Consider the following 12314-nt stretch of genomic DNA (forward strand, 5'->3'; position numbering starts at 1 on the left):
CACGACTGGCAGCAACGGCTTGATCTTTTTGTACAACACCGCGCTAACTTCCTTGTTTCTTTTCTTTCCCATGCACCGTCAACGCGCATCCCGCGCTTGGCGATGACAGGCTTTTGTTAGCCGCTCTTAGTGGGCTGCCAGCTATGGTTTTTGATGCTGTGCGCCTTCAGCGCAGGTAAGCGCGCAGCACCCCGAGCACCTGGTCCAGCTCCTCTGCACGCTCTTGCGGCGATCTCGTTGGCGCGGCGCAGTTCTCGGTTCTCTCGCTCAGTTCCTTGACCCGCCTGGCCTTGGCTGTGGTCACGCCTTTGCGCTGGCCTGTATCTCGCTCGTGCTGGCGCAACCAGTTCAGCAGCGTCTGCGGCGTGCTGCCGATCTTGCCGGCGATCGAGACCACGGCCGCACACTGCGAGTCATAGTCTCCACGGCGCTCAACCACCAGGCGCGCTGCGCGCTCGCGCACCTCCGGTGAAAATTTCACTGACCATCCTCATGATGGCTCCATCTTCTCAAACGAGGGAGCCTCCGCGAAAGCTGGGGCGGTTCACGCGCTTCGGTTTTGAATCCTTCAAGGATGATGCGCGCTAGTCCTCATGCGCCTTAATTTCTTCTATCCAATCGTCCGGCAGCTCGTCAAGCTTCTTGACAATTATTTTTGCATCATTGCTTATCGCAACTTGGATCGCTTTTATGAACTCTGCCCGTTTCTTGGTTGTGCTCGCAATTGCGGGAATCTGACGGAAAAAGAAACTGCCTACGTAGTTCTGCGTGTACCAGTTCTGCCTCAAAAGAGAGACCAGGTTGTCTGCCAAGACTTCTGGTTTTTTGAAGTTCCGCCACAGCGAAAGTGCGTAGGTCCCCAGTTTTCCTCCTGAAGCTGAAACTGTGCTGTGAATGTCCTTGTACCCGGCCAACACATCTTTCACGATCAGGCTTTCCACTCGAAGACGAACAACTGGAGTCAACCCATTCCATGCCTCGGCGCCGAGCAGCGAGACCAGCTTCAGCCCCGGCCACCATTTGCCCTTCGGTGTCTCGGCATCAATGATTTCGTTGAGCGTTGTCAAGAAGTCCTTCTTGGCTGCTGCCGACAGTTTCGAATAGAGCAATCGAACGTAGTGGGAGTGCTTGGACTCATAAGCTTTATCAGTGGCCATGAGCTTTAGTAGGGGGAGTCTCACCGAAGGCTCGATGGTTTCTTCGAGTGCTTCGGCGTAGTCCTGACCCTTAATGAAATCCTGATCTATAAGGCGTGCGTATGCATGTTTAAGCGCGCGAACCTGGCTGTGCGAGTTGGCAGGTGAGACAATATTTCGAAATGCCGTTTCCAAATCACCAATGCTGGCATCTGCGTCCAGAAGGTTGTTGAACTCCGTGGCTTCTTCCGAGTCGAGTTCCGATGCGATGATGATTTGCTGCAATAGCAGCCGCAAACTTAGTAGATCGCGCTTTAGTCGTGCTTTCTTGGTCTCCGTCGATATGGACGCCAGGGAATTAAGATAGAGAATGTCGATGACCTTTGCCTGGTCGTCAACGATCATCACATTTTCTTCATGAAGGTCTCCATGAGCCATGCCTTGTGCATGTATGTGGCCCAGTCCCTGGATGATGCCGAGGCCGATGCTCTTGACTTGCCCTACATCGAAGGCAATGCCCTTCAGTCTCTTGGCGAGAGTGACGCCCTTCAGCAGCTCCATCACGACACAGTCGACTCTCTCGCCTGTATCGGGGTCAGCGATTTTCTCCAGGCTAATTACGGCGACGACATTTTGGTGACTGGCCCGCACGAGCGCTTTGGCATGCGCGAGTGCGTCGGCAACGCCGACGTTCGCCGGTCTGATGATCTTTACCGCGAGGTCGCGGTCCAATTCGTCCCGGGCCTTCCACACATCCGCAAATGCGCCGTCGCCGAGTTTCTCCAACAGTTTGAGTTTCATAGGGTTGCGCTCAGCCCATACCCGCCAGCACGCCCTGCAGCGCCTGCGCCACCTCGGCAACGGCGGCGCGGCGCGCGGGGGTGTCGCCGTGCCGGCTGTCTTCCCAGGCCGGGCGGCTGCGCGCGGGTCGGGTCGCGTGGATGGCGCGGGCCAGGCCTTGCGGGTGGGGCGCCGTTGCCGCGGCGGCGGTGCCGGTGGGCTCGATGCGCCGGGTATCGGCATGGCCGCGCTGCTCCAGCGCCTGCAGCAGGGCCAGTTGCCGCTGTGCCAGAAGCAGCAGTACGCCGTCTTCCACACTGAGTTCGCGCACGCCGCGCGCCAGGTTGGCGAGCTTGCGGCCGAAGGGCCCCCAGCCCTGCGCCAGCGCGCCGCCGACGGCGCCGCCCAGGGCCGCGCCGGCACCCAGCGACAGGCCGGCCATGGCCAGGTCGGCCACCACGCCGAGCGCCGCGCCCACGGCCGCGCCCTTGCCGAGCAGCAGGCCCGCATCCTTCAGCGCGTCGGGGTTGAACAGGTCCAGCGCCCAGCGACCCTGCAGCGGCGGCAGCGGTGCTTCGCCCGCATCGCCCTTGCGAAAGCCGTAGAGCAGCAGCAGCGCGTCGGCGCCGCGCTGCGCCCGGTCCAGCACCTCATGCTGCAGCCGGTCGATGCAGGCCTGGCGCGCCTGCGGGTCGCCCCAGTCTTCGGCACTGGCGGGGCGCCGCAGCGCGGCGGTTTCCACCAGCAGCGTGGCGATGCGGGTGCAGGCCGCGTGGCGTCGCGCCAGCGCCTCGGCGTCGAGGAAGTCCACCACCCCGCGCAGCGCCGAGCGGTGGGCGGGCAGCAGGGTGCCCAGGTCCTGGTACAGGTCGCGCTCCGCGCCGGTGAAGGGCGCCGTCGCGTCGAAGCGCACCACCGCATGCAGGCCGGCGTCGGACAGCAGGGCGCGCCAGTCGGCCTCGCGGCCCGGCGCGGCGCGGATGAAGTTGAGCACCGGCAGTACCGGCTTGGCGCAGGACGCGAGCAGGGCGACTTCGGCGCGGAACTTGGGCAGCACCGGCTCGCGCACGTCGATCACGAGAAAGGCGGCGTCGGCCTGCAGCAGCGCGCGCAGCACTTTGGCTTCCTGCTCGAACACGCCCAGCGCCTCGGGGCCGCGCAGGAAGCGGCGCACGCGCTCGGACGGTTGGGCGCCGGGCTCGGCAAAGGCATCGAGGTGCTCGCGCAGGGCGACGGCGTCCTCCAGTCCCGGCGTGTCGAAGAAGCGCACGGCGGCGCGGCCGTGCACTTGCAGTTCCACCGTCTCGACATGGCGCGTCGTGCCCGGCCGCTCGGAGACCTCGCCAAAATCCACCCGCCGCGTCAGGGTGCGCAGCAGCGAGGTCTTGCCGGCGTTGGTGTGGCCGACCACGGCGATGCGGATCGGGCTGCCGCTGTCCGCGGCCGGGGCTGGCGCGCTCACGGGAGCGCGTTCGCTTTCTGTACCGGCCTCTTCGGGCGGCTGGGCCGCACTCATGCCCACCCCCGCAGGGCTTCGTCCAGCCGGGCGGTGCTGACGAGGGCGCCGAACCCGCTGTCGTGCAGCCAGGTCTGCCAGCGCCGTGCCGGCGCGTCCTCGTCCGCAGCCGGGCCGCCCGGGGGCGCGGCCAGCCAGAGCCGGCCTTCGGTGCACAGCGCCAGCACCTCGCGCAGGAAGCGCGCCGTGCCGCGGTCGGGGCTGGCCGTGGCATTGCAGACCAGCAGCACCCGCCGCGGCCGCAGGGCCGCCAGCCGGTCGAGCAGGGCGCTGCGCTGTGCGGCGCTGCCGTCCACACGCAGCGCCGGTGCCGCCGCCGGCAGGCCGGCCGGCGGCCAGGGCCACTCCGGCGGCAGCTCGAAGCCGAGCACGAGCAGGGCGTCGGCGCTGTTCTCTGCGGCCAGTCCAGGCGGCACGGCGGGCAGGGGCAGGCCGGCATCGGCGTCGACGATGCGCGTCGGCGCCAGCGCGTCGAAGCGGGCCAGCAGCAGGCGGTAGTAGGGCGCCGACACCTCCGCCTGCAGCGCGCCGCGCCGCCGCCGCAGCACTGCCAGGCACAGCAGCGCGAGCAGCGCACGCGGCAGCAGGCCGTAGACGGCCAGGCAGCCGGTCAGCCAGAGCGCCCAGGCGCGCTGGCCGGCCGCGTCGGCGGTGGCGGCCCGCACCATCTGCGCGTCGGGCACCGGAAAGCCCAGCCAGGCCGGCGCCCGGCCCAGCAGTTGCACGCCGCGCACGAAGAATTCGGGGTCCAGGATGGTGGTTTCCCATGCCAGGGTGTAGCTGCGGAAGGCCAGCGCAAACAGCAGGGCGCCCAGCGCGACGGCGAAGGACAGGGTCCAGATGGCGTGGCTGACCAGGCCCAGCGCCCAGGGCAGCAGGCGCGCGCGCTCCAGCAGCCCGGTGGCCGCGCGCAGCAGCAGGGGCGCCTGGCCCTGCCGGCCGCCCGCCACGCGCGCGGTCAGCGCCAGCCACAGACCGCCCAGGGACAGCCGCGCGCTGCCGGGCGCCACAAGCACGCCGGCCAGCCACACGAGCAGGGTCAGCAGGTGCAGCCCGAGCAGGCTGGCCAGCGCCGCCATGACGTTGATGCGGCGTGCAGGCTCGCCCACCACGCTGTTGGCCAGGCCCAGGCCGGCCAGCACGACGGCGGCGGCCAGGCCCAGCAGCACCCAGGGCGCCCAGGCGCGGGCGCGGGCCAGGGTGGCCTGCAGGCCCAGCCGCTCGCCCAGCACGCGGGCGCGCGCGTGGATACGGCTCAGCGGCGTGCCCGGCCCGGCCAGCGCCCTTCGCAGGGCCGCCGCATCGTCCAGCGGGCCGTTCTGCTCCGCCCACCGCACCGCCTCGGTGACGATCGCATCGGAGAAGGTGTATTCGGGCGGCGCAGGGCTCAACGGTGCTCCTGGCCCATCCGCATGGCGTACGGGCGCGCCTGCAGTCGATCGACGTAGGCTTCCAGCGCAGGCCGGCCGGTCTTGACTCCCCAGAGGCGCTGCCACATGAACATGGAGCCGACCATGATGTCGGCCATGGTGAACTGCTCGCCAAAGAGCCAGGGGCCACCGCCCAGTTCCCCTTCGACAACGGTCTTGACCGTCTCGAAATCGTTCCAGCCGCGCGAGGGTGGCGTCTCCTGCTTTAGCAGGCTGTCACCCATGGAAGGCTCCACCTGCGCCACGGAATAGACCACCAGCGACAGGAAACGGCCGCGCTCGGCCGAGGAGGGCAGGGGGGCCAGCCCGGCCTGCGGGAACTTCTCGGCCAGGTACAGGCAGATGGCGGCGTTCTCGAAGACCTGTGCAGCGCCATCCACCAGCGCCGGCAGCTTGCCGGCGGGGTTGATGCGCAGGAACTCGGGCGTCTTGTGCTCGCGCTTCTGCAGGTCGACATGCACCAGTTCATAGCCGGCCCGGCATTCGTCCAGCGCCCACTTGGCAATGGCGGCGCGGCTTCGGGGGTTGTAGTAGAGCTTCATGTCGTTTCCATTGTGTGAGCCGGGGCGTGCGCTTCGGCCCAGCGCGCGAAGCGGCCGAGGAGGCCCGCTGCGGCGGGCGTGTCGGCCACGGCTGCGCGCAGCGGCGCAGGGTTGGTGGCCAGCGCGTCTATGTAGCCGCGCATCGCTTCGGCATCGAACTCGGGGTGGAACTGTACGCCCCAGGCGCAGCCACCGATGCGGAAGGCGTGGTGCGGCTCGTGTGCATTGCTGGCCAGCACCACGGCGCCCGCGGGCAGGCGCAGCGCTGTCTGGCGGTGCACGGCGTGGGCGCGAAAGCGGCCCGGCATGCCGCAGAACAGCGGATCGCCCGTCGCCGCAGGGGCCAGCGTGACGTCGATGCTGCCGATTTCCAGGCCCTGCGGGTGGTCGTCCACCACGCCGCCCATCGCATGCGCCAGCAACTGGTGGCCGTAGCAGATACCCAGCAGCGGCGTTCCGCTGGCCACGCCCTCGGCCAGCCATTGCGCCGTGCGCTCGCTCCAGTCGGCGCGGTGCGTGACCATGGCGTGCGAGCCGGTCACCACGGCGCCAGCGATGCTGCGATGCGCGGGCAGCGCATCACCGCGCCGCGGGTCGCAGACCTGCACGGGTACGGCGGGGGCGCCCAGCCCGTCGGCAATCCAGCGGTCGAAGTCGCCGCGCCCGATGCGCAGGCCCTCCAGGGTGTCGCCTAGCTTGATGATCAGGAACGGGAGTGGAAGCGGGGTATCCATCGCACGATGATGCCGCAATTGGTGTGCGTTCCTAGCGTTTCCGTCGGCCGGGCTTGCGGGCCTGGGCCGCCGCCGTGCCGGGCCGCGCGGACTGCCGCTGGCGCAGTGCGGCGGCCAGCAAGGTCCACAGCGTCCGGGCCGGCCGGCTGAGCTCCGCGTCCTGGCGCCGGATCAGGCCGATGCGGCGCACGATGGCGGGCGCCACCAGCGGCCGCGTCTGCAGCTCGTCGCCACCGGCGTCCAGTGCCAGCCGGGGCAGCACGCCGATGGCCGCTCCGCTGCGCAGCAGGCCCAGCATCGACGAGAGGTGCTCCACCTCGTCGAACCAGGGGGCGGCGATGCCGGCCGCTGCCAGGGCTTCGTCGATCTGCTGGCGGTTGGCGCTGGTGGAGCGCAGCGCCACCGGATGCCAGGGGGCCAGCGCGGCCCAGCCCACCCGCGGCAGGGCTTCCAGCGGGTGCCCCGGACGGAAGGCGATCACGTAGGGGTCATCCGCCACATGCTCGACCTGCAGGCCATTGACCGGCGAGCCGAGCACGCTGATGCCGAACTCGGCCTCGCGCTGCAGCACCGAGGCGGTCACGCGCTGGCCGGTGTCGTCGCGCAACTGCAGGCGCACCTGCGGGTACAGCGCCCGGAATTCCTCCAGCACGGGCGGAAGCAACGCGTAGGCCACCGTGGTCAGGCAGGCCACCACGATGCGGCCGGCCTCGCCGCGGGCGCGGCGGCCGGTTTCCTCCAGTGCCTCGTCCAGTCCGGCCAGCAGGGGGCCGGCCTCGCGCACCAGCTCCAGGCCCAGCGGCGACAGTGCCACGCGCCGTGTCGAGCGCTCCACCAGCGAGGCATCGAGCGCCGTCTCCAGCTGGGCGATGCGGCGGCTGAATGCCGACTGGGTGATGTGCAGCAGCTCGGCGCCGCGCACGAAGCTGGCGGTGCGATGCAGCGCGAGCAGTGCGCGCAGGTCGTCGGTTCGGTAATTTATGCGTGGCATGCATCGACTCAGGAAAAAAGCTCAATTTACCGAATGGATGGCCCTTTGCACAATCGCGGCCTTCACTTCCTCCTGCCCCATGCCCGTCATCAAGCTGTTCACCGACGAGAAGCCCCCGGCCGCAGCCGCGGCCGCACTGGCCTCCGACATCGAGACCCTGTGCACCACGGTGCTGAACGCCAGCAGCGACGCGGTGCAGGTAGTCCTGCAGGCCGGCGCCGCCATGCTGCGCGGCGCGCCGCTGCTGGCCGAGGTGCACTACCGCGCCCGCGCGGACCGCGACGCGGCCGCCCTGGCCCGTTTCATGGAGGGGCTGGACGCCAGTTGCCGCCGCCACCTGGGGCTGGCGCCGCGCATCCGCTGCTTCGCGGTCGACCAGGCAACGCTGTACGCCCGCAACTGAAGGCGCATGGCCATGCATGATTCTTCCCTGCGGCTGCGCGCGATCCGCAGCTTCTCCATCGGCGGCCAACTGCGCCGCCTGAGCGGCCTGCCGGTCGAGCAGCGCCGCTTCGCGCAGAACGGCCCGCTGCGCCCTGTCGACCCGAATGGCGACCATGTCACGGGCCAGATGTACGTACAGGCCTACCTGCAGGCCGAGCCGCGGCACCGCCTGCCGGTGCTGCTGTGGCACGGCGGCGGCATGACAGGTGCCAACTGGGAGAGCACGCCCGATGGCCGCCCGGGCTGGCTCACCGCCTTCCTGCGTGCCGGCTTCGACGTCTACGTGAGCGATGCCGTGGAGCGCGGCCGCGCCTCCTGGTCGCGCTGGCCCGAGATCTATGCCGACGCGCCGCTGTTCCGCAGCCTGGATGAAGGCTGGGAAATGTTCCGCATCGGCCCGCCGGGCAGCTACCGCAGCGACGCCGCACTGCGCCGCGCGCATGCCGGGCAGCAGTTCCCGGTGGAGGCTTTCGACGACTTCGCCGCCCAATGGGTGCCGCGCTGGGCCGGCCACGAGGAGGCGACGCTCGCCGCCTATGACGCGCTGCTGCAGCGCGTGGGCGACTGCATCGTCGTGGGCCACAGCCAGGGCGGCGGCTTCGCGCTGGAGGCGGTACGCCGCCGGCCCGCGCAGGTGGCGGCAGTGGTGGCGCTGGAGCCCTCGGGCGCGCCGGCCCCGTCGCTGGCGGCCGCGGGCGGACTGCCTGCGCACCTGGTGGTGTGGGGGGACTACATCGCCTGCCACCCGCTCTGGAGCCGCTACCGCGCGGGCGTGGATGGCTACGTCGCCGCGCTGCAGGCGGCTGGCGTACCGGCCACGCTGTGCGACCTGCCCAGTGAAGGCATCGCCGGCAACTCGCACTTTCCCATGATGGACCGCAACTCCGATGTGGTGGCGCAGCGCGTCATCGACTGGCTGGCCGCTGCTGCCGTGCGCGGTTGAGCCGTTCGATTTCCTTCAACCCGAGACAAAGCATGACCCGACGCCGTTTTCTCCATGCCACCACCGCCTGCCTGGCGGCCCTGGCCCTGTCCGGCCCCGCCGCGGCGCAGCCGCCGGCCTGGCCCTCGCGCCCGGTGCGCGTCATCGTGCCCTTCGGCGCCGGCAGCGGCAACGACCTGGTGGCCCGGCTGCTGGCCGAGCGCCTGTCGCGCACCCTGGGCCAACCTTTCATCGTGGACAACCGCGTGGGCGCCAACGGCTCCATCGGCGCCGATGCGGTGGCGCATGCCGCGCCCGACGGCTACACGCTCTTCGTCACCACCAACACCACGCAGGCGGCCAATCCCAGCCTGATGAAACGGCTCAACTACGACCCGATCAAGGACTTCGCGCCCATCGGCCGCATCGCCAACACGCCGGCCCTGCTGGTGGTGCACCCCTCGGTGCCGGTGCGGTCGGTGCCCGAGCTGGTCGCCCTGGCCAAGGCGCAGCCGGGCAGACTCAGCTACGCATCGGGCAGCGCCGGTACGCTGGTGCCCGGCGCCATGCTGACCAGTGCCGCCGGCATCGACATGCTGCACGTGCCGTACAAGACCATTCCGCAGGCGCTCAACGACGTGATCGCCGGGCAGGTGCAGATGATGTTCACGGACATGGCCACCGGCCTGCCCCAGGTCAAGGCCGGCAAGGTGCGCGCCATCGGCATCAGCAGCCTGCAGCCGGCCGCGCTGCTGCCGGAGGTGCCGCCGATCGCCGCGACGCTGCCCGGCTTCGAGCTACTGGCCTGGTATGCGCTGTACGCACCGGCCGGCACGCCGCAGGCCGTCATCGAACGGCTCGGCGCGCAAACCCGCGCCGCCGTGGCCGACCCGGCCCTGCGCGAGCGCTTCGCGTCCATGGGCCTGGAGCCGGTCGGCAGCACGCCGCAGGAGCTGGCTGCGTTCGGCCGCAGCGAACTGGAGAAGTGGACGCGGCTGATCAAGGCCGCGGGCATCCAGCCCGAATAGGGCCTGCGCCCCAGGCCGTTCAGGCCGCCACCACCGTTGCCGGCTCGGGCTCGTCGTCGGCTTCCTCGCCCAGAAACCCGCCGCTCTGGTGCGCCCACAGCCGGGCGTAGACGCCGCCCTGGGCCAGCAGGCTGTGGTGGTCGCCTTCCTCGACGATGCGGCCGTGCTCCAGCACCACCAGCCGGTCCATGGCGGCGATGGTGGAGAGCCGGTGGGCGATGGCGATCACGGTCTTGCCTTCCATCAAGCGGTACAGGCTTTGCTGGATCGCGGCCTCGACCTCGGAGTCGAGCGCGCTGGTGGCTTCGTCCAGCAGCAGGATCGGGGCGTCCTTGAGCATCACGCGGGCGATGGCGATGCGCTGGCGCTGGCCGCCCGAGAGCTTCACGCCGCGCTCGCCCACGTGGGCGTCGTAGCCGCGGCGGCCCTTGGCGTCGCTCAGCGCGGCGATGAACTCATGCGCCTCGGCGTTGCGCGCGGCGGCGTCGAGCGCGGCCTGGTCGGCGCCGGGGCGGCCGTAGCCGATGTTGTCGCGCACCGAACGGTGCAGCAGCGAGGTGTCCTGCGTGACCATGCCGATGTGCGCGCGCAGGCTGTCCTGGGTGACGTGGGCGATGTCCTGTCCGTCGATCAGGATGCGGCCGCTTTCCACGTCGTAGAAGCGCAGCAGCAGGTTGACCAGGGTGGATTTGCCCGCGCCCGAGCGGCCGATCAGCCCGATCTTCTCGCCCGGGCGGATGCTGAGCGAGAAATCCTCTATCACCTTGCGCGCGCCGCCGTAGCCGAAGCTCACGTGCTCGAAGCGGATGGCGCCGGCCGGCACCGTGAGCGGCACCGCTCCGGGCGCGTCCACGATGGCGCGCGCCCGGCCGAGGGTGCCCATGCCGTCCTGCACCGTGCCGATCTGCTCGAACAGGCTGGCCATCTGCCACATCAGCCACTGCGAGATGCCGTTCAGGCGCATCGCCATGGCGGTGGCCACGGCGACCGCGCCCACGCCGATGGCGCCCTGCGTCCACAGCCACAGCGCCATGCCGGTGACCCCGGCGATCAGCAGCATGCTCAGCGCGTGGTTGGCGACCTCGAAGGCGCTCACCAGGCGCATCTGGCCATGCACGCTCTGCAGGAATTCCTGCATGGCCGCGCGGGCGAAGTCGGCCTCGCGGCGGGTGTGAGAGAACAGCTTGACGGTGGCGATGTTGGTGTAGGCGTCGGTGATGCGCCCGGTCATCAGCGAGCGCGCGTCGGCCTGCGCCTTGCCGACCTTGCCCAGCCGGGGCACGAACCAGGCGCAGGCCAGCAGGTAGCACGCCAGCCAGGCCAGGAAGGGCCAGATCAGCTGCAGGTCGAAGCTCGCGGCCAGCAGCACCATGGTGATGAAGTAGACCGTCATGGACACCATCACGTCGGTGACGGTGAAGATCATGTCGCGCACCGCCAGCGCGGTCTGCATCACCTTGGTGGCGATGCGGCCGGCGAACTCGTCCTGGTAGAAGGACATGCTCTGGCCCAGCATCAGGCGGTGGAAGTTCCAGCGCAGCCGCATCGGGAAGCTGCCCGCCAGCGTCTGGTGCTTGATCGTGGTCTGCAGGCCGATCACCACGATGCTGGCCGCCAGCACCCCCGCCAGCGCCAGCAGGGTCGCGCCCTGCTCCTGCCACAGGCGCGCCGGCGCGGTGTGCGCCAGCCAGTCCACCACGCGGCCCAGCATGGCGTACAGCAGGGCCTCGAAGATGCCGATCACGGCGGTCAGCGCGGTCAACACCAGGATCCAGCCGCGCAGGCCCTCGGTGCCGGCCCAGACGAAGCGCAGGAAGCTGCGCGGCGTCGGCACCGGCTCGGCGGCGGGATAGGGGTCGAGGCGCTGCTCGAAGAAATGGAACAAAACGCAGGCTCCGTAAGACAGTGGTCAGGGGCAGGGGAGGGCGTGGAATGCGCCGGCCATCATAGGCAGGGCGGCGCGCAGCCGGCGCCGCAGGGGCTTTGCGACTGCTTTTTTCGATGATTCATGCAAAGAATTGCCTGAAACCCAGGTGCTTCCTGGGCGGTAAGCTATATATTTTATAGCAAACGAGAGGGTGGCGACTCTTTTACATTCATGCGGGCTGTGGCTGTATGGAATTACAGTATTCTATGACGGATTTCCCTGCCCCGCCATGCCTGCCCTTGCCACCACCGACTTGTCTGCCCCTGATGCGCTGGCGGCCGTCTGGCGCGCCGACCAGCTCGGCCATGCGCAGGGCGGCGTGGTCGCCACGGGCTTCGGCGCGCTCGATGCCGTGCTGCCCGGCGGCGGCTGGCCGCTCGGCAGCCTGACCGAAATCCTGCTGCCCGCGCCCGGCCTGCCGGTGTGGCAGTTGCTGCTGCCCGCGCTGGCCCTGCAACTGCGCCAGGCGCCGGGGCCGCTGGTGCTGGTGGCGCCGCCCTGCGAGCCCTTCATGCCGCACCTGCAGGGGCGGGGCCTGCCCGTGACGCGCCTGCTGCGGGTGCAGCCCGGGCGCGGGGCCGGCGCGCTCTGGGCCTGCGAGCAGGCGCTGCGCTGCGGCGAGGTCTGCGCCGTGCTGGTCTGGCTGTCTGCGGCCCGCAATGCCGAACTGCGGCGCCTGCAACTGGCCGCGCAGCAGCAGGGGCGGCTGCTGTTCGTGCTGCGCGGCGAGGCGGCGCAGCACGAGTCCTCGCCCGCGCGCCTGCGCCTGCTCGTGGGCCCGCTGGACGGCTGTCTCTTATACACATCTAAAAGGGGGGGGGGGGGGGGGGGGGGGGGGGGGGGGGGGGGGGGGGGGGGGGGGGG

The 12314-nt window shown here is 69.7% G+C and carries 11 protein-coding genes and 1 pseudogene; 4 read left to right on the forward strand and 8 right to left on the reverse strand.

Features of this window, described 5'->3' with window-relative positions; all coding sequences use genetic code 11:
• Nucleotides 1–197: 197 nt before the first annotated feature.
• The 7 genes and pseudogenes from JHD63_RS19160 to JHD63_RS19190 all read right to left on the reverse strand — a co-directional run.
• Nucleotides 198–481, reverse strand: a pseudogene (locus JHD63_RS19160) (transposase); the annotation flags it as partial.
• Nucleotides 482–584: 103 nt separating this feature from the next.
• Complete coding sequence (locus JHD63_RS19165; protein WP_198972406.1) at nucleotides 585–1937, reverse strand: serine/threonine protein kinase; 1353 nt, start codon at nucleotides 1935–1937, stop codon at nucleotides 585–587.
• Nucleotides 1938–1947: 10 nt separating this feature from the next.
• On the reverse strand, nucleotides 1948–3378 hold the full coding sequence (locus tag JHD63_RS19170) for a GTPase/DUF3482 domain-containing protein (RefSeq protein WP_370590582.1): 1431 nt from the start codon (nucleotides 3376–3378) through the stop codon (nucleotides 1948–1950).
• Nucleotides 3379–3428: 50 nt separating this feature from the next.
• Nucleotides 3429–4823, reverse strand: coding sequence for a DUF2868 domain-containing protein (locus tag JHD63_RS19175; protein WP_198972408.1), 1395 nt, complete (start codon nucleotides 4821–4823; stop codon nucleotides 3429–3431).
• A complete protein-coding gene (locus JHD63_RS19180; protein WP_198972409.1) occupies nucleotides 4820–5404 on the reverse strand; it encodes a glutathione S-transferase family protein in 585 nt (194 codons plus the stop codon). The genes JHD63_RS19175 and JHD63_RS19180 overlap by 4 nt, the downstream gene beginning before the upstream one ends.
• Complete coding sequence (locus JHD63_RS19185; RefSeq protein WP_198972410.1) at nucleotides 5401–6138, reverse strand: glutamine amidotransferase; 738 nt, start codon at nucleotides 6136–6138, stop codon at nucleotides 5401–5403. The genes JHD63_RS19180 and JHD63_RS19185 overlap by 4 nt, the downstream gene beginning before the upstream one ends.
• A gap of 31 nt (nucleotides 6139–6169) precedes the next feature.
• A complete protein-coding gene (locus JHD63_RS19190) occupies nucleotides 6170–7129 on the reverse strand; it encodes a LysR family transcriptional regulator (protein WP_198972411.1) in 960 nt (319 codons plus the stop codon).
• A 79-nt stretch (nucleotides 7130–7208) separates the two neighbouring features.
• Between JHD63_RS19190 and JHD63_RS19195 the strand changes: the two genes are divergently transcribed.
• The 3 genes from JHD63_RS19195 to JHD63_RS19205 are packed head-to-tail and all read left to right on the forward strand — an operon-like array spanning nucleotide 7209 to nucleotide 9523.
• On the forward strand, nucleotides 7209–7532 hold the full coding sequence (locus tag JHD63_RS19195) for a hypothetical protein (RefSeq protein ID WP_198972412.1): 324 nt from the start codon (nucleotides 7209–7211) through the stop codon (nucleotides 7530–7532).
• 12 nt (nucleotides 7533–7544) lie between these two features.
• Nucleotides 7545–8516, forward strand: a complete 972-nt coding sequence (locus JHD63_RS19200) for an alpha/beta fold hydrolase (protein ID WP_198972413.1) — start codon at nucleotides 7545–7547, stop codon at nucleotides 8514–8516.
• Nucleotides 8517–8548: 32 nt separating this feature from the next.
• Nucleotides 8549–9523, forward strand: coding sequence for a Bug family tripartite tricarboxylate transporter substrate binding protein (locus JHD63_RS19205; RefSeq protein ID WP_198972414.1), 975 nt, complete (start codon nucleotides 8549–8551; stop codon nucleotides 9521–9523).
• Between the two features lie 19 nt (nucleotides 9524–9542).
• On the opposite strand, the gene JHD63_RS19210 is transcribed toward JHD63_RS19205, so the two are convergent.
• Nucleotides 9543–11408 (reverse strand): ABC transporter ATP-binding protein, encoded by a 1866-nt coding sequence (locus JHD63_RS19210; RefSeq protein ID WP_198972415.1) that lies wholly within the window; start codon nucleotides 11406–11408, stop codon nucleotides 9543–9545.
• Nucleotides 11409–11679: 271 nt separating this feature from the next.
• On the opposite strand from JHD63_RS19210, the gene imuA reads away from it, so the two are divergent.
• On the forward strand, nucleotides 11680–12314 hold a 635-nt coding region (gene imuA, locus JHD63_RS19215; RefSeq protein ID WP_198972416.1), incomplete at its 3' end, for a translesion DNA synthesis-associated protein ImuA.

Source organism: Xylophilus sp. ASV27, from assembly GCF_016428875.1.
GTDB lineage: Bacteria > Pseudomonadota > Gammaproteobacteria > Burkholderiales > Burkholderiaceae_C > Xylophilus.